At 73.3% G+C, this 20,934-nt stretch carries 17 protein-coding genes and 1 pseudogene; 12 read left to right on the top strand and 6 right to left on the bottom strand.

The genetic code is table 11. From position 1 onward, the window contains the following. Window positions 1-7: 7 nt before the first annotated feature. Both LQ327_RS11300 and LQ327_RS11305 read left to right on the top strand, forming a co-directional pair. Window positions 8-850: a p-hydroxycinnamoyl CoA hydratase/lyase gene (locus LQ327_RS11300; RefSeq protein WP_230733401.1), complete on the top strand. Its 843-nt coding sequence runs from the start codon at window positions 8-10 to the stop codon at window positions 848-850. A 7-nt stretch (window positions 851-857) separates the two neighbouring features. Beyond that, window positions 858-2,363 (top strand): acyl-CoA synthetase, encoded by a 1,506-nt coding sequence (locus tag LQ327_RS11305; protein WP_230733403.1) that lies wholly within the window; start codon window positions 858-860, stop codon window positions 2,361-2,363. Window positions 2,364-2,407: 44 nt separating this feature from the next. Here LQ327_RS11305 and LQ327_RS11310 read toward each other — a convergent pair whose 3' ends face one another. Next, entirely contained in the window at window positions 2,408-2,857 is a 450-nt protein-coding gene (locus LQ327_RS11310) for a MarR family winged helix-turn-helix transcriptional regulator (RefSeq protein ID WP_230733405.1), read from the bottom strand. Between the two features lie 139 nt (window positions 2,858-2,996). Between LQ327_RS11310 and LQ327_RS11315 the strand changes: the two genes are divergently transcribed. Next, complete coding sequence (locus LQ327_RS11315; protein WP_230733407.1) at window positions 2,997-4,451, top strand: acyl-CoA synthetase; 1,455 nt, start codon at window positions 2,997-2,999, stop codon at window positions 4,449-4,451. Here the strand turns inward: LQ327_RS11315 and LQ327_RS11320 are convergent. After that, a complete protein-coding gene (locus LQ327_RS11320) occupies window positions 4,437-5,309 on the bottom strand; it encodes an acyl-CoA desaturase (RefSeq protein WP_230735013.1) in 873 nt (290 codons plus the stop codon). The two genes, LQ327_RS11315 and LQ327_RS11320, sit on opposite strands and share 15 nt — an antisense overlap. A 393-nt stretch (window positions 5,310-5,702) precedes the next feature. Here LQ327_RS11320 and LQ327_RS11325 point away from each other — a divergent pair, with 393 nt between their 5' ends. The 3 genes from LQ327_RS11325 (at window position 5,703) to scpA (ending at window position 11,195) form a co-directional block, all read left to right on the top strand. Beyond that, window positions 5,703-6,806: a 3-deoxy-7-phosphoheptulonate synthase gene (locus tag LQ327_RS11325; RefSeq protein WP_230733409.1), complete on the top strand. Its 1,104-nt coding sequence runs from the start codon at window positions 5,703-5,705 to the stop codon at window positions 6,804-6,806. A 244-nt stretch (window positions 6,807-7,050) separates the two neighbouring features. Beyond that, window positions 7,051-8,991: a methylmalonyl-CoA mutase family protein gene (locus LQ327_RS11330; RefSeq protein WP_230733411.1), complete on the top strand. Its 1,941-nt coding sequence runs from the start codon at window positions 7,051-7,053 to the stop codon at window positions 8,989-8,991. Beyond that, entirely contained in the window at window positions 8,991-11,195 is a 2,205-nt protein-coding gene (scpA, locus tag LQ327_RS11335; RefSeq protein WP_230733414.1) for a methylmalonyl-CoA mutase, read from the top strand. The genes LQ327_RS11330 and scpA overlap by 1 nt, the downstream gene beginning before the upstream one ends. A gap of 5 nt (window positions 11,196-11,200) precedes the next feature. Here scpA and LQ327_RS11340 read toward each other — a convergent pair whose 3' ends face one another. After that, complete coding sequence (locus LQ327_RS11340; protein ID WP_230733416.1) at window positions 11,201-14,485, bottom strand: DEAD/DEAH box helicase; 3,285 nt, start codon at window positions 14,483-14,485, stop codon at window positions 11,201-11,203. A gap of 129 nt (window positions 14,486-14,614) precedes the next feature. On the opposite strand from LQ327_RS11340, the pseudogene LQ327_RS33860 reads away from it, so the two are divergent. The 3 genes and pseudogenes from LQ327_RS33860 to meaB form a co-directional block, all read left to right on the top strand. Then, window positions 14,615-14,725: pseudogene (locus LQ327_RS33860) on the top strand (type II toxin-antitoxin system Phd/YefM family antitoxin); the annotation flags it as partial. Window positions 14,726-14,907: 182 nt separating this feature from the next. Beyond that, window positions 14,908-15,309: a PIN domain-containing protein gene (locus tag LQ327_RS11350; protein ID WP_230733424.1), complete on the top strand. Its 402-nt coding sequence runs from the start codon at window positions 14,908-14,910 to the stop codon at window positions 15,307-15,309. Window positions 15,310-15,319: 10 nt separating this feature from the next. Continuing rightward, window positions 15,320-16,300 carry a methylmalonyl Co-A mutase-associated GTPase MeaB gene (meaB, locus tag LQ327_RS11355; RefSeq protein WP_372460655.1) on the top strand — a complete coding sequence of 327 codons (981 nt, stop codon included), beginning with the start codon at window positions 15,320-15,322 and terminating at the stop codon, window positions 16,298-16,300. A 17-nt stretch (window positions 16,301-16,317) separates the two neighbouring features. Here the strand turns inward: meaB and LQ327_RS11360 are convergent, their stop codons facing one another. Together LQ327_RS11360 and LQ327_RS11365 are read right to left on the bottom strand one after the other, a co-directional pair. Beyond that, window positions 16,318-16,623: a hypothetical protein gene (locus tag LQ327_RS11360; protein WP_230733426.1), complete on the bottom strand. Its 306-nt coding sequence runs from the start codon at window positions 16,621-16,623 to the stop codon at window positions 16,318-16,320. 129 nt (window positions 16,624-16,752) lie between these two features. After that, on the bottom strand, window positions 16,753-17,688 hold the full coding sequence (locus tag LQ327_RS11365; protein WP_230733427.1) for a LysR family transcriptional regulator: 936 nt from the start codon (window positions 17,686-17,688) through the stop codon (window positions 16,753-16,755). Window positions 17,689-17,760: 72 nt separating this feature from the next. Here LQ327_RS11365 and LQ327_RS11370 point away from each other — a divergent pair, with 72 nt between their 5' ends. Continuing rightward, the gene (locus LQ327_RS11370; RefSeq protein ID WP_230733429.1) at window positions 17,761-17,997 is read left to right on the top strand and encodes a hypothetical protein; all 237 of its coding nucleotides are present in this window, start codon (window positions 17,761-17,763) and stop codon (window positions 17,995-17,997) included. 70 nt (window positions 17,998-18,067) lie between these two features. Here the strand turns inward: LQ327_RS11370 and LQ327_RS11375 are convergent, their stop codons facing one another. Continuing rightward, complete coding sequence (locus LQ327_RS11375) at window positions 18,068-18,676, bottom strand: TetR/AcrR family transcriptional regulator (RefSeq protein ID WP_230733432.1); 609 nt, start codon at window positions 18,674-18,676, stop codon at window positions 18,068-18,070. Between the two features lie 76 nt (window positions 18,677-18,752). Here LQ327_RS11375 and LQ327_RS11380 point away from each other — a divergent pair, with 76 nt between their 5' ends. Next, window positions 18,753-20,129, top strand: a complete 1,377-nt coding sequence (locus LQ327_RS11380; RefSeq protein WP_230733433.1) for a cytochrome P450 — start codon at window positions 18,753-18,755, stop codon at window positions 20,127-20,129. Window positions 20,130-20,194: 65 nt separating this feature from the next. Next, window positions 20,195-20,923, top strand: coding sequence for a response regulator transcription factor (locus LQ327_RS11385; protein ID WP_308286292.1), 729 nt, complete (start codon window positions 20,195-20,197; stop codon window positions 20,921-20,923). The last annotated feature ends 11 nt before the right edge of the window (window positions 20,924-20,934 follow it).

A 20,934-nucleotide genomic window follows, 5' to 3' on the forward strand; every position in this document is an offset into this window, starting at 1 on the left:
CACAGGTATGGCAGTGCCGCCCGCGTTCGAGACCGTCGCGATCGAGGTCGGGGAGGGCCCGGAGACCGGCATCGGGTGGCTGTTCTTCGACCGCCCGGACAAGCGCAACGCGATGAACCCGACGCTCAACCGCGAGATGATCGCCGCGCTCGACTGGCTGGAGGGCGACGACGAGGTGCGGGTCGTCGTGCTGACCGGGCGCGGCGAGGCGTGGTCGGCCGGGATGGACCTGCAGGAGTACTTCCGCGAGGTCGACGACGCCCCGCCGCACGTGGAGATCCGCGCCCGCCGGGACTCGGCCGAGTGGCAGTGGCGCCGGCTCATCCACTTCGCCAAGCCGACGATCGCGATGGTCAACGGCTGGTGCTTCGGCGGCGCGTTCACCCCGCTGGTGTGCTGCGACCTCGCGATCACCGCCGAGGACGCCTCCTTCGGACTGTCCGAGGTCAACTGGGGCATCCCGCCGGGCGGGCTGGTCAGCCGGGCGCTCGCCGAGACGATCCCCGCCCGCGACGCGCAGTGGTACGTCATGACCGGCGAGCGCTTCGACGGCCGGCAGGCCTCCGCGATGCGCCTGGTCAACGAGGCCGTGCCGGGTGACCGGCTCCGCGCGCGCACCGTCGAGGTGGCGGGCAGGCTGGCCGGGATGAACACCCACGTGCTGCGGGCCGCGAAGGTCGGCGTGAAGAAGGTCCGCCAGATGTCGTGGGACGTCGCCGAGGACTACCTCTACGCCAAGCTCGACGCCGCCACCGGCCACGACCCGGAACAGGGCAAGCAGCGCGGCCTCACCCAGTTCCTCGACGACAAGACCTACCGGCCCGGTCTCGGCGCGTACGAGCGCGGCTGACCGGCCCATGAGCCCGCCCCCCGGACTGGGCAGCTGGACGGTCCGCCGCGCCCGGACCACCCCGGAGCGGACGGCGCTGGCGCACGGGGGTCGGCGGCTGACGTACGCGGCGCTCGACGACCGGGTGCGGGCGCTGGCCGCCGGGCTGGCGGGGCTCGGCGTCGCGCGCGGCGACCGTGTCGCCTACCTCGGGCCGAACCACCCGGCCTTCGTCGAGACCCTGTTCGCGACGACGGCGCTGGGTGCGGTCTTCGTGCCGCTCAACGCCCGGCTCGCTCCGGAGGAGCACGCGTTCGCGCTGGCGGACACCGGGGCGCGGGTGCTCGTCCACGCCCCCGGTGCCGATGTCAGCGATGCGGCGTTGCAGACACTCGACGTCTTGGCGGTGCGCAGTGAGCACGCCGATAGGGCATCGCTGACGACGCTCGAGGTCGGCGCCGGCTACGACGAGCTGATCACCACCGCCGCGACCCGCTCGGACCCCGTCCACGTCGACCCCGACGACACCGCCGTCCTGCTCTACACCTCCGGCACCACCGGCCGACCCAAGGCGGCCCGGCTGTCCCATGCCAACCTCACCTGGAACGCGCTCAACGTCCTCGTCGACGTCGACCTCGCGCGCGACGAGGTCTGCCTGCTCTCGGCCCCGCTCTTCCACGCCGCGGCGCTCGGCATGACCTGCCTGCCCGTGCTGCTCAAGGGCGGCACCCTGGTGCTGGAGGAGGCGTTCGACGTCGACCGGACGCTCGACCTGGTCCCCGCCCAGGGCGTGACGATCATGTTCGGGGTCCCGACGATGTTCGCCGCGCTCGCGCGGTCGCCGCGCTTCGCCGACACCGACCTGTCGGGCGTGCGGTACCTGCTCTGCGGCGGCGCGCCGGTCCCGCCCTCGCTGCTCGAGGTCTACGCCGCGCGCGGCCTCACCTTCCTGCAGGGCTACGGGATGACCGAGGCCGCGCCCGGCGTGCTGCTGCTCGACCGCGAGCACGCCCGCGAGAAGACCGGAACCGCGGGGCGTCCGCACTTCTTCTCCGACGTCCGGCTCGGTGACTCCGGCGAGATCCTGGTCCGCGGCCCGAACGTCGTCGACGGGTACTGGCGCCGACCCGACGAGAGCGCGGAGGCGTTCGACGACGAGGGCTGGTTCCGCTCGGGCGACGTCGCGACCGTCGACGACGACGGGTTCCACCGCATCGTCGACCGGGTGAAGGACCTCTACATCTCCGGCGGGGAGAACGTCTCGCCGGCCGAGGTCGAGGGAGTGCTGGTCGGGCACCCGGACGTCGTCGACGCCGCTGTCATCGGCGTGCCCGACGAGCGCTGGGGCGAGATCGGGCGCGCCTGGGTCGTGCTTGCGCCCGGTGCGACGTCCACCCCGTCGGACGTGCTCACCTTCCTGGAGGGCCGGCTCGCGCGGTTCAAGCACCCGCGCGCCGTCGAGGTCGTCGACGCACTGCCGCGCAATCCGACGGGGAAGCTCGACAAGGGTGCCCTCCGGGCCCGTGAGCACTGAGTGATGTCAAAGCATCAATTACTGCTCTCGAGCGCGCAGCGCACCTATTCCAGGGACGACCGCGCCCGGTTGAGGTAGTCGCGGAACCGTTCGCGCTCGCCGTCGTCGAACCCGTCGAGCATCTTGTCCTCGAGCCCGGCGACCGGCACCGCGAAGCGGTCCAGCAGCGCGGTCCCGGTGGCCGTGAGGCTGATCAGCAGCTGGCGACGGTTCTCGGGGTTGCGGTGGCGCTCGATGAACCCGTTGCGCTCCAGCGCGGTGACCAGGTCGGCCATCGCCTGCGGGGTGACGAACGAGTTCCGGGCCAGCTCGGCGGAGGTGAGGCCGCTGCGGCGGGACAGCACCGTCAGCGCGGTGTACTGCAGCGCGGTGACCCCGGACTCGCGCAGCAGGTCGTCGAGATGCGCGCGGACGATCAGCTCGACCTGCTTGACCGCGTAGAGCAGCGACGGCCGCGGTCGTGGCCGCGCCGCCGCCGGGGAGCCCTGACTCACCGTTGGATCGTCGCATGTCTGCTCACGGGGACTCCGGGCGCGCGCCGCGGCACCGGACGGGGCGAGAATGGGCGCGCCCGCTCCCCGGCGTCGTGCTGCCCCGGCCGACGCCGTGCCCCGCGTCCCCGGAGGTGCGACGGTGCCCTTGTTGCGCGCGCTGCTCGAGGGCGGCCTCGACGATCCGGACGCGGTCCGGATCGGCGACACCGCGTTCTCCGGCCCGGAGCTGCTCGGCGCCGCGTCGGTCGTCGCCGACGAGATCGCCGAGCGGCCCGACCCGTCCTCCCCGGTGGCCGTCGGGGCGACCGCGTCGGCCGAGACCGTGGTCGCCGTCGTCGGCGCCCTGCTCGCCGGCGCTCCCGTGGTACCGGTGCCGCCGGACAGCGGGATGGCCGAGCGCGCGCACCTGCTCGGCGACTCGGGCGCCACCACGTGGTTCGGGGACCGGCCGCGGGACGTGACGCTGCCCGGCAAGCGGGTCGACCTGTCACGGCGGGCCGGCCACGAGGTCCGCGAGGCCACGGGCGACGGCCCCGCGCTGATCCTCTACACCTCGGGCACCACCGGCTCCCCGAAGGGCGTGCTGCTCTCCGCCGACGCGATGGCCGCGGGCCTCGACGGGCTCGCCGACGCGTGGGGGTGGACCGCCGCCGACACCCTCGTCCACGGCCTGCCGCTGTTCCACGTCCACGGTCTGGTGCTCGGGGTCTTCGGCGCGCTGCGCACCGGCTCCCGGCTGGTGCACACCGTGAAGCCGACCCCGGAGAACTACGCCCGGGCCGTGCGCGAGCACGGCGGCTCGCTGCTGTTCGGGGTGCCCACGGTGTGGTCGCGCATCGGCGACGACCCGGCCTCGGCGGCCGCGCTGACCGACGCCCGGCTGCTGGTCAGCGGGTCGGCCCCGCTCCCGGTGCCGGTGTTCGAGCGGGTCCGCGAGCTCACCGGGCAGGCGCCCGTGGAGCGCTACGGGATGAGCGAAACCATGATCACGCTGGCCGTGCGCGCCGACGGCGAGCGGCGGCCGGGCTGGGTCGGGGTGCCGGTGGCCGGCGTCGAGTGCCGGCTGCGGGCCGTCACCGACGGTCCCGACGGCGAGTCGGTCACCACCGACGAGGAGGTCCCCACCGACGGGGAGTCGATCGGCGAGCTGCAGGTCCGCGGCCCGTCGCTGTTCGACGGCTACCTCAACCGGCCCGAGGCGACCGCCGAGACCCAGACCGCGGACGGCTGGTTCCGCACCGGCGACGCGGCCGTCGTCGACGCCGACGGCTACCACCGCATCGTCGGGCGCCGCTCGGTCGACCTCATCAAGTCCGGCGGCTACCGCATCGGCGCCGGCGAGGTCGAGACCGCGCTCCTGGCGTACGAGGGCATCTCCGAGGCCGCGGTGGTCGGGGAGCCCGACGACGACCTCGGGCAGCGGATCGTCGCCCACGTCGTCTGCTCCGGCGCCTCGGTGGACGCCCAGGACGTCATGGACTTCGTCGGGGAGCGGCTCTCGAAGCACAAGCGGCCGCGGGAGGTCGTCGTGGTCGACGAACTGCCCCGCAACGCGATGGGCAAGGTCCAGAAGGCGCGGCTACGACGCGGCTGACTTCGTGGCGCGGAGGTTCTCGAGGCGCTCGGGGCGCGGCCAGCGCACCTTCCAGGCCCAGCCGAGCTTCTCGAACAGCGCGATCGTCTCCGCCGAGAGGTCGATCTCGAAGCGGCCCACCCCGTGGCGGGCGCTCGTCGGGTCGGCGTGGTGCAGGTTGTGCCACGACTCGCCCATCGAGAGGATCGCGAGCGGCCAGACGTTGGTCGAGCGGTCGCGCACGCGCCAGGGCCGCTCGCCGACCATGTGGCAGATCGAGTTGGTCGACCACGCCACGTGGTGCGAGAGCGCGATCCGGACGAGGCCGGCCCAGAAGAAGGCGGTGACGGCGCCCCAGAACGTGCCCGTCACGGCGCCGCCGATGATCGCGGGCAGCACGAACGACGCGAAGGTGATCCACCCGAACCAGCGGCTGACCCGCATCACGTCCGGGTCGGCGAGCAGGTCCGGGCAGTAGCGCTGCTGGTCGGAGAGGGTGCGCTCGAGAATCCAGCCGAGGTGGGCGTGCCAGAAGCCGCGCACCAGGGCCGCGGGGGAGGTGCCGTAGCGCCACGGCGAGTGCGGGTCCCCGTCCTTGTCGGCGAAGGCGTGGTGGCGCCGGTGGTCGGCCACCCAGTGCGTGACCGGCCCCTGGACGGCGAGACTCCCCGCCACCGCGAGCGAGATCCGCAGCGCCCGCCCGGACCGGAACGCGCCGTGGGTGAAGTAGCGGTGGAACCCGACGGTGATCCCGAGCATCGAGACCACGTAGAAGCCGACCGCCAGGCCGGCGTCGAGCCAGGACAGGCCCCACCCCCAGGCCAGCGGTATGGCGGCGATCAGGGCCGCGAAGGGCACGAGCACGGCCAGGTAGGTCATGACGTGCGGAGCCAGGGGGCGGGGGTGCGTGTCGGCACGGGTCACGATGGGGAGTCTCTCCGGAGGTCGGTGCCGCGTACGACGGGCGTTCGGAACGTCACGTTGAGTCTGCCGTGCCCCGACGATCCGTGACGTCGGTGTCCGGCGGACCTCGCGCGGCCATCCGGCGCACCACGGGTACGTGAGCACCCGGGGACCCCGATCCGCGGTGTACCGTGATCGTCGTGCAGCGCTGGTACCGGTTTACGTGCCCGGCCCGGGAGGGGTCGGCGGGTAGACCGCTGCGCTGACATCCATCCCGCGAGCCGGACCCGGAACCGGCTCGGCGGGAACGCGGCGGGCAGGTCCCGGGTCCTCAGGCCGATCCGGCCCAGACCCCGGAGGACCACCCTCATGACCGCCCCGACCCTCCATCGATCCGTCGACGACGGCAGTCCCGACTCCGTTGGCGACGACCCGCTCGACGGCGCGCGCACCGCCGTCGTCACCCCGCTGCCCTCACCCGCGCTGCTGCGTCACGAGCTGCCCGTCCGCCCGGAGCCGGCCGCCGCCGTGCGCCGCGGCCGCGCCGCCGCCGTCGACGTGCTGCAGGGCCGCGACGACCGCCTGCTCGTCGTCGTCGGGCCCTGCTCGATCCACGACGACGACGCCGCGCGCGAGTACGGCGCCCGTCTCGCCGAGCAGGCCGCCGCGCACGCCGACGACCTGCACGTCGTGATGCGCACCTACTTCGAGAAGCCGCGCTCCACGGTGGGCTGGAAGGGCCTGATCAACGACCCGGGCCTCGACGGGAGCTTCGACGTGGCCCGCGGCCTGCGGACCGCCCGGGCGCTGATGCTCGATCTCGCCGGGCTGGGCCTGCCCCTGGGCTGCGAGTTCCTCGACCCGATCACGCCGCAGTACCTCGCGGACCTGGTCGCGTGGGGCTCGATCGGCGCGCGGACGGCGGCCAGTCAGGTCCACCGCCAGCTCGCGAGCGGCCTGTCGATGCCGGTGGGCGTGAAGAACGGCACCGACGGCGACGTCGGGGTCGCCATCGACGCGATCGGCGCCGCCGCCGCTCCGCACGCCTTCATGGGCGTGACGACGGAGGGGCTCGCCGGTCTGATCACGACCACCGGCAACGAGGACGCCCACCTCATCCTGCGGGGCGGCTCGTCCGGGCCGAACTTCGACGCGTCCTCGGTGGCGGACGCGGTCGGGCGGCTCGACGCGGCGGGGCGCGCGGGCCGGGTGGTGGTGGACGCGAGCCACGGCAACTCCGGCAAGGACCACCGCCGCCAGCCGGCCGTCGTCGCCGACCTCGCCGGCCAGGTCGCCGCGGGCGGGCCGGTGGCGGGCGTGATGATCGAGAGCTTCCTGGTCGAGGGTCGCCAGGAGATCGGGCCCGAGATGGAGCGCGGGTGCAGCGTCACCGACGCGTGCGTCGGCTGGGACACCACGGTGGGCCTGCTCGAGGAGCTGGCAGGAGCGGTCCGGTCGCGTCGACGTCGGTGAGCGTCGGCGTCGGTGAGCAGCGGTGTCGGTGCGCTCCGCCGGCGGGCGGCCAGACCAACCTGGCACTGAGGCACATGGCGCAGGCGGGCGGGGCCGGCGAGGTGCGTGGTGCTCCTGATCATCGCGGGAGCCGCCCGGACGTGGAGCGAAGGCACGTCGACTGAACCGATCCGGCATCGCCGGGCCCGGTGGCGTGAGCCATCACCCGGAACCGGTCCGGCGTGACCGTTCTACGATCCCGCCCATGACTGCAGGCCCGGACACGGAGCAGAGCGGGGGCGGCCCCTCCGGGACGCCGGCGGCACCGGAGGAGCTCACCCTCGCCGCCGAGTTCGACACCCCCGCACGAGCGCGGTGGCGCGAGCTGGTCGCCGAGGCACTCTCGAAGTCGGGCCGCGAGGTCCAGGCCGAGGACGCCGAGGCCGCGATCGCCACCGCCACCGACGACGGCTTCGACATCGCGGCGCTCTACACCGCCGAGGACGCCCCCGACGTCCCCACCGGCGCTCCCGGGCTGCCGCCGTTCACGCGCGCGTCGCGGCCGGAGGGACACGTCGCGGAGGGCTGGTACCGCCGCCAGCGGCACGCCTTCGGTGCCGACATCGCCCCGAAGGACGCCCACGAGACCCTCATGGCGGACCTCGAGAACGGCGTCTCGTCGCTCTGGCTGGTCCTCGGCGACGCGGGGGGCCCTCCGGTCGACGCCCTGCCGGCGCTGCTCGAGGGTGTCTTCCTCGACCTCGCCCCGGTCGGGCTCGAGGCCGGGCGGGACACCCCCGACGCGGCCGCGACGCTGCTGCGGCTGGCCTCCGAGCACGGCGTGACGACCTCGCTCGGCGGATCGCTCGGCTACGACCCGCTGCTGGCGCGCACCCACGGCGGCGCGGCGCTGACCGACGCGTTCACCGAGTCGATGGTTGAGCACTCGCGCACCGCGGCCGCCCAGCACCCGAGCCTCGCGACCCTGGTGGCCGACGGCCTCCCGTACCACGAGGCGGGCGGGTCCGACGGCCAGGAGCTCGGCGCGGCGCTCGCCGCCGGCCTGCACGCGGTCCGGGTGCTGAACGACGCCGGGCTCTCCGTCGACGACGCCTTCGCGCGGGTCGAGTTCCGCCTCGCCGCGACCGCCGACCAGTTCTCCACGCTCGCCAAGCTCCGCGCTGCGCGCCGCTGCTGGGAGCGGATCGGGTCGGTCGCCGGGGCCTCCGCCGAGGCGCGCGCGATGCGCCAGCACGCCGTGACCTCGCCGGCGATGATGACCGCGCGCGATCCCTGGGTGAACATCCTGCGCACCACGATCGCCGCGGTCGGGGCCGGGCTCGGCGGGGCCGACGCCGTCACGGTGCTGCCCTTCGACACCGCGCTCGGCCTGCCCGACGACTTCGCCCTCCGCATCGCCCGCAACACCCAGGCGCTGCTGCTCGAGGAGTCCCACCTCGCGCACGTGATCGACCCGGCGGGCGGCTCCTGGTGCGTCGAGTCGCTCACCGACGCGCTCGCCCACGCCGCGTGGGAGGTGTTCACGACGGTCGAGGGCGCCGGCGGGATCGAGGCCGCGCTCGATGACGGGTCGCTGGCCGTGGCGCTCGAGGAGACCTGGACGGCCCGTGCCGACCGGATCGGGCACCGCAAGGATCCCATCACCGGGGTCAGCGAGTTCCCGAACCTGCACGAGAGCCTGCCGAGCCGGACACCGTCGGGCGGTCCGGGCGAGGAGGCCGGCGGCCTGCCGCGCCGTCGCTACGCGCAGGTCTTCGAGGTCCTGCGCGACCGCGCGGACGCCCAGCAGGAGCGCCCGCAGGCGTTCCTCGCCACGGTCGGCGCGCTCGCGCAGTACACCGCGCGGGCCTCGTTCGCCACGAACCTGCTGCACGCGGGCGGCATCGACGTCGTCGACGGCCCGGGCGGGACCGGGATCGACGAGATCGTGGCGGCGTTCCGGGAGTCCGGGACGACGGTGGCCGTGGTCGCCTCGAGCGACAAGGTCTACGCCGAGCACGCCGCACCCCTGGCGACGGCGCTCGCCGAGGCCGGCGCCACGCGGGTGCTGCTCGCCGGGTCGCCGAAGACCGAGGGGCTCGGCCCCGACGACGGAACCGCGCTGACCGGGTACCTGTACACCGGGTGCGACGCCGCCGCACTGCTCACCGACCTGCTGGACGTGCTGACCGGGGAGGCCTCCTGATGGGCATCGGATCGTTCGCCGACGTCGAGCTCGGCACCCCGACCTCCGAGGGCGACTGGGGCGAGGCCCTCGAGGCCGCCACCGGCAAGGGGCCCGAGGACCTGCTCTGGGAGACGCCCGAGGGGATCGGCGTCAAGCCGCTCTACACCGCGGCCGACACCGAGGGCCTGGACTTCCTGGAGACCCTCCCGGGCCTGCCGCCGTTCCTGCGTGGGCCGTACCCGACGATGTACCGCACCCAGCCCTGGACGGTGCGCCAGTACGCCGGGTTCTCGACGGCGAAGGAGTCGAACGCCTTCTACCGGCGCAACCTCGCCGCCGGCCAGAAGGGCCTCTCGGTCGCCTTCGACCTGCCGACCCACCGCGGGTACGACTCCGACAACCCGCGCGTCGCCGGTGACGTCGGCATGGCGGGCGTGTCGATCGACTCGATCCTCGACATGCGGCAGCTCTTCGACGGCATCCCGCTGGACCGGATGTCGGTGTCCATGACCATGAACGGGGCCGTGCTCCCCGTGATGGCGCTCTACGTGGCCGCGGCGGGGGAGCAGGGCGTCGAGCCCGAGAAGCTCGCCGGGACCATCCAGAACGACATCCTCAAGGAGTTCATGGTCCGCAACACCTATATCTACCCGCCCCAACCCTCGATGCAGATCATCTCCGACATCTTCAGCTACACCTCGGAGAAGATGCCGAAGTTCAACTCGATCTCCATCTCGGGCTATCACATCCAGGAGGCCGGGGCCTCGGCCGACCTGGAGCTCGCGTACACCCTCGCCGACGGCGTGGAGTACCTGCGGGCGGGCCGGGACGCCGGTCTCGACATCGACAAGTTCGCGCCGCGCCTGAGCTTCTTCTGGGGCATCGGCATGAACTACTTCATGGAGATCGCCAAGCTGCGGGCCGCCCGCCTGCTCTGGGCGAAGCTGGTCAAGGGGTTCGGCGCGAAGAGCGCCAAGTCGCTCTCGCTGCGGACCCACTCGCAGACCTCGGGCTGGTCGCTCACCGCGCAGGACGTCTACAACAACGTCGTCCGGACCTGCGTCGAGGCGATGGCCGCGACCCAGGGCCACACGCAGTCGCTGCACACCAACGCCCTCGATGAGGCACTCGCGCTGCCGACCGACTTCTCGGCGCGGATCGCCCGGAACACGCAGCTGCTGCTCCAGCAGGAGTCGGGCACGACGCGGACCGTCGACCCGTGGGGCGGCTCGGCCTACGTCGAGCGGCTGACCCGGGAGCTCGCGGGCCGGGCGTGGGCCCACATCGAGGAGGTCGAGGGCACCGGCGGCATGGCCAAGGCCATCGACGAGGGCCTGCCCAAGATGCGCATCGAGGAGGCGGCCGCCCGTACCCAGGCGCGCATCGACTCCGGACGCCAGGCCCTCGTCGGCGTGAACAGGTATCCGCTGCTCGGCGGCGAGGACGTCGAGGTGCTCAAGGTCGACAACGCCGACGTGCTGCGCCAGCAGGTCTCGCGGCTCAAGGAGCTTCGCGACGACCGCGACGGCGCCGCGGCGGAGGCCGCGCTGAACGCGCTCACGAACGCCGCGCAGGCCGCGCAGGACGGCTCCCGTGGGGCCGACCTCGAGGGCAACCTGCTCAAGCTCGCCATCGACGCCGCCCGCGCGCACGCCTCGGTCGGCGAGATCAGCGACGCCCTCGAGAAGGTCTACGGCCGGCACCGCTCGGACGTCCGGACGATCTCCGGGGTCTACCGTGACGAGGTGGGCGAGAACTCCGCGGTCGAGAAGGCCCGGGCCGCCGCGGCCGCCTTCGAGGAGTCCGAGGGCCGCCGGCCCCGCATCCTCGTCGCGAAGATGGGCCAGGACGGTCACGACCGCGGCCAGAAGGTCATCGCGACCGCGTTCGCCGACCTCGGCTTCGACGTCGACGTGGGCCCGCTGTTCCAGACCCCCGAGGAGGTCGCGCGGCAGGCCGTCGAGGCCGACGTGCACGTCGTCGGGGTGTCCTCGCTCGCGGCGGGTCACCTGACCCTGGTGCCGGCGCTGCGCGACGCGCTGGCCGAACTGGGCGCCGAGGAGATCCTCATCGTGGCCGGCGGCGTGATCCCGCCCGGCGATCACGAGGAGCTGCTCGAGAAGGGCGCGGCGGCGATCTTCGGGCCGGGCACGGTGATCGCCGACGCGGCGACCCAGCTGCTCGGTCAGCTCTCGGAGAAGCTGGGGCACGGGGGCTCCTGAGCTCCTCACGAGACCAGGGCGCGGATGTCGTCGGCGTCCAGGGACCCGGCGAAGGCGGCCTCGTCGTCCATCACCCCGGTGGTGAGGGCGGCCTTGCGCTGGGCCAGGGCGCGGACCTTCTCCTCGATGGTGTCCTGGCTGATCAGCCGGTAGACCATGACGGTGCGGTCCTGGCCGATGCGGTGGGTCCGGTCGATCGCCTGGGCCTCGGTGGCCGGGTTCCACCAGGGGTCGAGCAGGAAGCAGTAGTCGGCCTCGGTGAGGTTGAGCCCGAACCCACCGGCCTTGAGGCTGATCAGGAACACCGGTGCGTCGCCGTCCTTGAAGCCCTCGATCGCCGCCGCGCGGTCGCGCGTCGAGCCGTCGAGGTAGGCGTAGGCGATCCCGGCGGCGTCGAGGGCGTCGCGCACATGGGCCAGGAACCCCGTGAACTGGCTGAACACCAGCGCCCGGTGCCCCGCCCCGGCGACGTCGCGAATCTGGTCGACGAGCAGGTCGATCTTCGCCGAGCCGCCGGCCGAGTCCTCCTCGACCAGCGCCGGGTGCAGGGCGAGCCGGCGCAGCTTCGTGATCGAGGCGAGGATCGAGATCCGGTTGGCGTCGACGTCGCCGAGCAGCTGCAGGATCTTCTGCCGTTCGCGCTGCAGCACCCGCTGGTAGAGCCGGTGGTGGGCGGGCGCCAGCTCGACGGGGAGCACCTGCTCCTGCTTCGCCGGCAGGTCGGGGGCGACCTGCTCCTTCGTGCGCCGTAGCACCAGCGGGCGGATCCGCCGACGCAGGCGGGCCAGGAGGTCGGCGTCCCCCTTCTCGATCGGCTTCGCGTAGGTCTCCCGGAAGCTCTCCGGGTTCGGGAACAGACCGGGGGCCGTGATCGAGAGCAGCGACCACAGCTCCATCAGGTCGTTCTCCATCGGCGTGCCGGTGATCGCGAGCTTGAACGCCGCCGGCACCCGGCGGGCGCACGCGTACGCCTTCGACCGGCGGTTCTTCAGGAACTGCGCCTCGTCGAACAGCGCCGCCGACCAGCCGATCCGCTCGTGCGCCTCGGCGTCGAGCCGGAACAGCGTGTACGAGGTGACGACGACGTCGGCGCCCGCGACCACGGACTCCAGGTCCTGCCCGCGCCGCTTGAGGGTGTCGGTCAGCGCGACCACGCGGAGGTCCGGAGCGAACCGCGCGGCCTCGGACGTCCAGTTCGCCACCACGCTCGTGGGCGCGACGATCAGGACCGGGCCGGCATCGGGGGCGGTCTCCCGGGCGTGCGCGATCAGGGCGAGCGCCTGCAGGGTCTTGCCGAGCCCCATGTCGTCCGCGAGCACGCCGCCGAGCCGGTGGCGCCAGAGGAACGCGAGCCATTCGAAGCCGGCCTGCTGGTAGGGGCGCAGCTCGGCGTCCACCGAGGCCGGGACCGCGGCGGGATCGAGCGCCCCGGGATCGAGGAGCCCGCCGACCCGCTCGCGCCAGGCCTCGGCCTGGTGGGTGACGACCCCGAGCGCGGCCAGCTCCTCCCACCAGCCCGCCTGGTAGGGGCTGATGCGGAGCTGACCGTCCGCGGGGCGCTCCAGCATCGCGCGTGACTCGTCGATGAGGGTGCGGAGGGCGGCGAACTCCGGCTTCTCGAGCGAGAAGAACGCCCCGTCGGGGAGCAGGAGATGCGTCTCGCCGCGGGCGAGGGCCTTGAACACCTCGACGAAGGGGATCTGGCGGCCCTCGGCCGCGACGGTGATGCCGAGATCGAACCAGTCGTTCCCGGCGTCGGACTCGGTGGTGGAGATCTCGATCGCGACCTCGTCGCCGACCTCGCGGTAGTCGGCCACCGTGCCGGACCGCTCGACCCGGATCCCGTCAGCGTCCTCGAGCACCGGGAGCGCCTCGGTGGCGAACGCGGCCGTGTGCAGCCCGATGAACCGCTGCGTCCCGCGGTCGCGCGCCGGGTGGACGCGGAACTGCTCCCAGTCGACGGGGAGGGCGTCCACGGCGTCGAGCGCCTCCTGCTCGGCCAGGCCGTCGCGGAACTGCTCGGTGTGCCTTCGCCGAGCGAGCTCGACCCGGGTGTCGACGCCGTCGATGTCGTAGGACCACTCCCAGGACAGCGAGAGCGCGTGCTCGCCGGTGAAGTCGGCCCTCAGCACCAGGACCGGCGAGCCGACCTCGGGCGGGGCGAAGGAGCCGTCCGACGAGGTCACCGACCGCAGCTCGGCCAGACGGCCGCCGAACCGCTCGCGGAACCGGTCGACCTGGTCCGCGGGCACGGTGATCGCGGCGTCCTCGTCGAGCGCCGCCTGCCAGATCGCCCGGGGGACCGGCGGATCGAGCCGCGCCCACCGCAGCCGGGCCGAGGGCGCGGCCAGGCGCTCCGCGGCCGAGATGTACGCGACGCCGTGGGCGGTGTCGCCGCCGAGGAAGGCGATCGGCCCGGCGTCGAGGTCGGGTTCCCCGTCCTCGAACCGCAGCGTGGGGCTCAGGATCAGCGCGGCGCGGGGGCCCGCGGTGACGTCGAGCGAGAGCTGCGCCGTCCGGTAGGGCTCGACGGGGCCCAGCCGGTGCCGGGAGGGCAGGAACGCCAGCCCGACCTCGGTGGCCTCGTCGAGCAGCGCCCAGAACCGCCTGCTGGTGAGGGCCGCGAGATCGATCCGCCGCTCGTCGGATCCGTAGCCGTAGTAGCGGTACGGCGAGTGCCCGCCCTCGCCCCGCGCCGCGTGGTGCAGCAGGTAGAGCTCCCGGACGACGGCCAGATGGTCCGGCCGGTGCTCCTGCGCCGCCGCGGGCAGCAGCATCCGGTTCCAGGTGAGGCCGCCGTTGACCCACCCGCTCGAGCCGGGCCGCAGCAGGCGGGCCTCGAGCCGGCCACCGGCGGGCACCACCTCGACCGCGAGCGGACCACCGGCCGGCGGCGCGGTCTCCGTCCCGGAGACCAGCGCGTCGAGCGCGCTCTCCCAGGCGGGCGTCGCCGGGGCCGGTGCGTCCGCCGGACAGGCGGCGAGCGCGGCCGTCGCGACGTGCGCGCACATCGACCCCGTCCGGCAGGAGCACTCGCCGTGGACCAGGGTGAGGCCGCCGTGATCGTCGGAGTCGAACGACAGGATCGCCGAGAACACCTGGCTCCCGACGCCGCGGACGACCGCTCGGAGCTGGAGCGCGGCGGCGTGCCACTCCGAGTACAGGACGGACCCGGCCGCCGCGTGCCGCGCTCCCGTGGCGGCGTTCACGGCGCCGACCGCCCGCGCCACGTCGTCGGCCCTGATGCCCTCGACCGTCTCGTTCACCGCCACGTCGAACTCCCTGCTCATCCTGCGATGGGCGGAAGGTAGCGAGGGGGTCCGACACTCTCGGTCGCCGAGGACGATCCCGACAGGACGACCGGGCCCGGACGCCATGACCTACACTTCGCTACAACGTGCTACAGCCACGGAGGAGTCATGCCCGAGATCGCCTCGAGAGAGCTCCGGAACGACACGGCGGGAGTGCTCCGCCGCGTCGAGGCCGGCGAGTCGTTGACGGTGACGTCGAACGGGCGGCCGGTGGCGCAGCTCGTGCCCGTGCCGAGGAGCCGTCGCTCGGGCATGTCACGCGCCGAACTCATCGACGCCGTCCGCCACGCGCAGGCCGATCCGGGGCTCCGGGACGATCTGCGGGAGCTCGCCGGAGAGACGACCGACGATCTCGGTCCCATCCGGTGACCTCATCGACCGGTCGGACTCCGCTCCGCTCGGTGTCTCCCGGTCGGGCCGTCGTCGACACCAGCGTGCTGATCGCCTCGGAGAGTGGGCGCGCGGTCGACGAGTCGGGGCTGCCCGGGGATCCGGTGTTGTCGGTGGTGACCCTCGCGGAGCTGCACGCGGGCGTTCTCGCGGCTCCGGACTCCGAGGCGAGGGCACGGCGCCTCGTGACACTGGACCGGTACTCGCACATCGAGGTCCTCGACGTGACCGAGGACGTGGCGACGGAGTGGGCCCGATTGCGGGTGCACCTCGCCGAACACCGACGACGGGTGAACGTGAACGATCTCTGGATCGCGGCGAGCGCCGTGGCGCACCGGCTGCCGATCGTGACCCAGGACGACGATTTCGACCCTCTCGACGGCGTGCGCGGGCTCGTCGTCGTGAAGGTCTGAGGAGACCGACGTGACCGACATCGACCTGCAGCCCTACGTCGACGGCGTCCGTTCGGGCTCGCGGCTCTGGATCGGACGGGCGATCACGCTCGTCGAGTCCACCCGCGCCGACCACCGCGACGCCGCCCAGGAGTTGCTCGTCGAGCTCCTGCCACATGCCGGAGGCGCGAGACGGATCGGGATCTCGGGCGTGCCCGGCGTCGGGAAGTCGACCTTCATCGGCGCGCTCGGCTCCCAGCTGACCGCGAGCGGCAGCAAGGTCGCGGTCCTCGCCGTCGACCCGAGCTCGACGCGCTCCGGCGGCTCGATCCTCGGCGACAAGACCCGCATGGACGCGCTGGCCACCGACGACGACGCCTTCATCCGGCCGAGCCCGACGGCGGGCACGCTCGGCGGGGTCGCGAAGGCCACCCGGGAGACGATGGTGGTGATGGAGGCGGCGGGCTACGACGTCGTCATCGTCGAGACCGTCGGCGTCGGGCAGTCGGAGACCGCGGTCGCGGAGATGGTCGACTCGTTCCTGTTCCTCACCCTCGCCCGCACCGGCGACTCGCTGCAGGGCATCAAGCGCGGCATCCTCGAGATCGCCGACGTCATCGCGGTGAACAAGTCCGACGGTCCGCACGCGCGCGACGCCAAGCGCGCCGCCCGGGAGCTGGAGTCGGCGCTGAAGATGCTCCGCGGTGAGCGCGACCCCTGGCAGGTCCCGGTGCTGACGTGCAGCGCGCAGGAGCGGACGGGTCTCGACGACGTCTGGTCGGGTCTGGTCCGCCACCAGGACTTCCTCGCCGAGCGCGACGAGTTCGCCGCCAAGCGCGCCCGTCAGCAGGTCGACTGGACCTGGCAGATGGTCCGCGAGCGGCTGCTGGGTCGGCTGCGCGACCACCCGAAGGTGAAGGACATCCGCGCCGAGACCGAGCGCGAGGTCCTCGACGGCGAGCTCACCCCCGCCCTCGCGGCCGACCGCATCCTGGACGCATTCGGCTCGTGAACGGTCGGCGATCCCGTTCAGAAGATGCCGAGGAATCGACTCCGCGTCGGCTTCGGAAAATTCTTGGTGCCCGGCGCGAATTTTCCGTTGATGCGCGGATAACGTGGCTCCCCGATTCCCAGGAGCGCCGCGCCGAACCGTTGCTTGCTTCCCCGGCCACGGCATCGCCAGCAGGGCCGGTAGGCGTACGTGAAGAACATGCCGTTCTCACGCTGAGCGCCGCGCCGATGGCACGCCTCGCACGCCGTGTACGGGTGCAGCAGCAGCGACAATACGTAGAGGCCGACCAGGACTAGGCCGACGATGACCAGGAACCTCTCCATGATCCCCCCCAGAATCATGGGCTGAATCGCCGATCGCGATTTTCCCCCGCGTTCTTGATACCCGATGGGGAACCAGTGCGCGAGGGAGATCCGACAATTCGACGTTCCCGCTTACGGGGCGTCACGGACTCAGGCGGGCCGACGCGACGTGAGGACCTCGAGCATCGCCGCCGTCGCGGGCGAGGGCTGCGGCGGCGACAGCGCCCGGATGCGCCGGACGAGCCGCGGTCGCAGCCGCCGCAGCACCACGCGGCGCCCCATCTGGTGCACGGCGAGGTCCGGCACGAGCGCCACCCCGACCCCGGACTCGATCAGCCCGCTGACCATCGGGAAGTCGTCGGAGTCGAACGCGACGTGTGGGGTGAACCCGGCCGCGGCGCACATCTCGACGAGCTGTTCGCGGCAGACCTGACCCGAGTCCCGGATCCACGCCGCGTCGCGCAGCGTGGACACGTCGATCTCGTCGGTCGGCGAGACCCCGGCGTCCTCGAGGGCCGGGTGGTGGGGCGGGAGGGCGACGTTGACGACGTCGTCGAGCAGCCACGTCGTCGTGAGGCCCTCGGTGTCGACGGACGGGCCGGAGGCGACCGCCGAACCGTCGCCAGGACCGGTCAGGTAGTCGAACGTGATCGCGAGGTCGAGCTCGCCCTCGCGCACCAGGTCCGGGACGTCCTCGGGCTCCCGCAGCTCGAGGGAGAGCCGGACGCCGGGATGGCGCCGGCGGAACACCCCGATCGCTCCCGGCAGCAGTCGGGCGCCGGCGCTCGCGAAGGCCGCGAGGCGCAGCCGGCCCGCCCGCAGCGCGGTGAGGTCGGCCACCTCGTCGGCGGCCCGCGTGAGCCGCCCGGCCACGACGTCCGCGTGCTCGACGAGCAGCGACCCGGCCTCCGTCGGGACCACCCCGCGGGAGTGGCGGACCAGCAGCGGCGTCCTGACCTCCCGTTCCAGCGTCGCGACCTGCTGCGAGACCGCGGACGGGGTGTAGCCGAGCTCCGTGGCGGCGGCGCTCATCGAGCCGGCCCGGATCACGGCACGCAGCACGAGCAGGCGTCGCGGATCGAGCATGAAGCCCAGCTTAACGCCGTATGCGTGGATATTCGCTGGTCGTGAGGCCGGAACCGCCGGAGCATGGACACCGTGAAGACGGCATGGAGCGCTCTGGCCCGGGTGTGGGCGGAGCAGAAGGAGATCTCGGAACGGCTGAGCCTCGTCGACCGCCCGTGGGAGGAGCGCTACCTCCACTGGGCGTTCGAGGGCGGCGAGTACGTCCTGCACGGCGACCTGATGCCCTCGACGCGGCGTCGGATGTCGACCACGCGCGGCGGCTGGTGCCGGCGCGCGGCCGGTCGTCCGCTGCCGCGTCCGCGCCGGTAGGTGCGCTCCGCGCTCGTGAGCAGTAAGTGACGCCAGAGCCTCACTTACTGCTCACGAGCCCGCAGGGCACCTACTCGGTGATGGCGAGACCGGCGAGCAGCGCCACGAACGGCGCCCGGCACTCGCCCCGCACCCGCTCCCGGTCCTCGGCCCGCGTGCGCGCGAGCAGCTGACCGGCCGCGCCGAGCATCCCGAACGCGATGCTCGTGAGCGCCTCACCGCGGTGGGCCGGGATGCGCCCGGCGGCGGTCATCGCGTCGAGCATGTCGGAGAGCAGCGCGTACGAGTACTTCTCCTCGCACAGCCGCCACGCGTCCCAGCCGAGCGCGAGGGGTGCCTCCCGGAAGACCAGTGCGCCGTAGACCGGCTCGGAGCAGGCGAGCAGGAACTGGTCGAGCGCCGCGAGGGCGCCGACCGTCGGGTCCTCCTCGGCCTCGAACGCCGCCCGGGCCGCGCCGTTCTCGGTGCGCTCGAGCTCCTCGAAGAGCGCCTCGAACAGGCCCGGCTTGCTCGAGAAGTGGTGGTAGATCGCGCCCTTGGTCACCCGGGCGACCGCCGCGACGTCGTCGAGCGAGGTCCGCGCGAAGCCGCGCTCGGTGAACAGGTCCGCCGCCGCGTCCAGCAGGGCGCGCCGCGTCGCCTCGGTGTACTCCCCACGACGACTCTTGACCTCCGGCACGACACCGGAGCATAGTCCCGGTCAGTCACATACTCCGAGTATGTCTCTGACGGATGGTTCGTGAGAGGTGGTCCCCATGTCGTCGGCTCCCGTGTCCACCCCGCCGCGCGCGGCGACCGACAAGCCCGTGCCCGGGTCCGGCCGGGGCCCGTCGACGGCCGCCCTCGCCGCCCGCTGGGGGTTCTCCCACGGACTGCTGCGCACGGTGCTGGCCCAGCGCGCCCGCGGAGGGAGCGCCGACGCGCGACTGCTGCGCGACCCGGCGCTGCAGGCCGAGCCCTGGGCGCACTACCGGGACCTGCGCGCGCAGCGCCCGTTCGCGCAGGCGCCGCTGGGCAGGGCCACTGCACACCACGAGGTCGCGACGGCCGTGCTGCGCAGCGACGACTTCGGCGCGGCCGACCGCGACCAGGTGCTCCCCGCGCCGGTGCGCGCCGGGATGCGGCTGGTCGGGCCGCGCCGCTACGCCGGCGTCGACACCCCGCCGTCCATGCTCGTCGTCGACCCGCCCGACCACGCCCGCTACCGCCGGCTCGTCTCGCGGGCGTTCACCGCCAAGGCGGTCGCGGCGCTGCGGACCCGTACCGAGGAGATCACGGCCGAGCTGCTCGACGAGCTCGCCGCCACGCTCGAGCGCGAGGGTTCCGCGGACCTGGTGCGCCACTACGCGGCGCTGGTGCCGGTGACCGTCATCGCCGAGATGCTCGGTGTGCCCCAGGACATGCGCGATACCCTGCTGACCTGGGGCGACGGCGCGGCGGCGAGCCTCGACATGGGGCTGCCGTGGCAGCGCTACGCCCGCGCGGAGCGCTCGCTGGCGGCGTTCGACGGCTGGTTGCGGGGCCACCTGCGCACGCTCCGGGCCGCTCCCGGCGAGGACCTGCTCTCGAAGCTGGTGCAGGTCGCCGACGACGACGGCACCGGCCTCTCCGAGCAGGAGCTGGTCGCCACCTCGATGCTCATCCTGGCGGCCGGCTTCGAGACGACGGTCAACCTGATCTCCAACGGCGTCACGCAGCTCTTCGCGCACCCCGATCAGCGGGCCGTGCTGGCCGAGGACCCGTCGCGGTGGCCGAACGCCGTCGACGAGGTGCTGCGCTTCGATTCCCCGGTGCAGCGCACCGCGCGGATGGCGCGCCGCGACACCGAGGTCGAGGGCGTGCCGGTCGCGCAGGGCGAGATCGTCGTGACGGTGCTCGGCGCGGCCAACCGCGACCCCGCGAAGTTCGCCGACCCCGACCGCTTCGACGTCACCCGGGCCAACGCCAAGGAGCACGTCGCGTTCTCCAGCGGCATCCACTACTGCCTGGGGGCGGCGCTGGCGCGCATGGAGGGTGAGGTGGCGCTGCGGGAGCTCTTCACGCGGTTCCCCGACCTGGCACCGGCCGGCACCGGGGTCCGGCGCCCGACGATCATCCTGCGGGGGTGGGAGACGCTCCCTGTCCGGGCCTGACCCGCACAGGGCACACACAGCGACTGCCCAGCACGGGCGAACCGGGCAGTGCCAGGCTGGTGCCCATGAACGCGACCCGTGCCGAGCTGCGGCGGCCCGACGGCAGTCCGGTCCGCGCCCTCGTCGTCGACGACGAGCCGACGCTGGCCGACCTCCTCTCCATGGCCCTGCGCTACGAGGGCTGGGACGTGCGCAGCGCGGGCGACGGCCTCGGCGCCGTGACGCAGGGCCGGGAGTTCCGCCCGGACGTCGTCGTGCTCGACGTGATGCTCCCCGACATCGACGGCTTCGAGGTCCTGCGCCGGCTGCGGGCCGACATCCCCGAGGTCCCGGTGCTGTTCCTGACCGCGCGGGACGCCGTGGAGGACCGGGTCGCGGGCATCACCGCGGGCGGCGACGACTACGTCACCAAGCCGTTCAGCCTCGAGGAGGTCGTCGCGCGCCTGCGGGGCCTGCTGCGCCGCGCCGCCGTCGCGACCGCCGTCCGCGGCGACGCGGGCCTCGTCGTCGGGGACCTGACCCTCGACGAGGACTCGCACGAGGTCTTCCGCGGCGGCGCGCAGGTCGACCTCACCGCCACCGAGTTCGAGCTGCTGCGCTTCCTCATGCGCAACCCCCGCCGCGTGCTCTCCAAGGCCCAGATCCTCGACCGGGTGTGGAACTACGATTTCGGCGGCCAGTCGAACATCGTCGAGCTCTACATCTCCTACCTGCGCAAGAAGATCGACGCCGGCCGCGCCCCGATGATCCACACCGTGCGCGGCGCCGGGTACGTCCTCAAGCCCGCAGGCTGACCGGGAGGACA

This window comes from Actinomycetospora endophytica (genome assembly GCF_021026375.1).
Classification (GTDB): domain Bacteria; phylum Actinomycetota; class Actinomycetes; order Mycobacteriales; family Pseudonocardiaceae; genus Actinomycetospora; species Actinomycetospora endophytica.

Excerpts from the sequence above, each read along its gene's own strand:
- LQ327_RS11360 (WP_230733426.1), bottom strand. The coding sequence starts at position 16,623 with ATGGAGAGGTTCCTGGTCATCGTCGGCCTAGTCCTGGTCGGCCTCTAC.
- LQ327_RS11330 (WP_230733411.1), top strand. The coding sequence starts at position 7,051 with ATGACTGCAGGCCCGGACACGGAGCAGAGCGGGGGCGGCCCCTCCGGG.
- LQ327_RS11325 (WP_230733409.1), top strand. The coding sequence starts at position 5,703 with ATGACCGCCCCGACCCTCCATCGATCCGTCGACGACGGCAGTCCCGAC.
- LQ327_RS11365 (WP_230733427.1), bottom strand. The coding sequence starts at position 17,688 with ATGCTCGATCCGCGACGCCTGCTCGTGCTGCGTGCCGTGATCCGGGCC.
- LQ327_RS11380 (WP_230733433.1), top strand. The coding sequence starts at position 18,753 with ATGTCGTCGGCTCCCGTGTCCACCCCGCCGCGCGCGGCGACCGACAAG.
- LQ327_RS11385 (WP_308286292.1), top strand. The coding sequence starts at position 20,195 with ATGAACGCGACCCGTGCCGAGCTGCGGCGGCCCGACGGCAGTCCGGTC.
- LQ327_RS11340 (WP_230733416.1), bottom strand. The coding sequence starts at position 14,485 with ATGAGCAGGGAGTTCGACGTGGCGGTGAACGAGACGGTCGAGGGCATC.
- LQ327_RS11320 (WP_230735013.1), bottom strand. The coding sequence starts at position 5,309 with ATGACCTACCTGGCCGTGCTCGTGCCCTTCGCGGCCCTGATCGCCGCC.
- scpA (WP_230733414.1), top strand. The coding sequence starts at position 8,991 with ATGGGCATCGGATCGTTCGCCGACGTCGAGCTCGGCACCCCGACCTCC.
- LQ327_RS11305 (WP_230733403.1), top strand. The coding sequence starts at position 858 with ATGAGCCCGCCCCCCGGACTGGGCAGCTGGACGGTCCGCCGCGCCCGG.
- LQ327_RS11300 (WP_230733401.1), top strand. The coding sequence starts at position 8 with ATGGCAGTGCCGCCCGCGTTCGAGACCGTCGCGATCGAGGTCGGGGAG.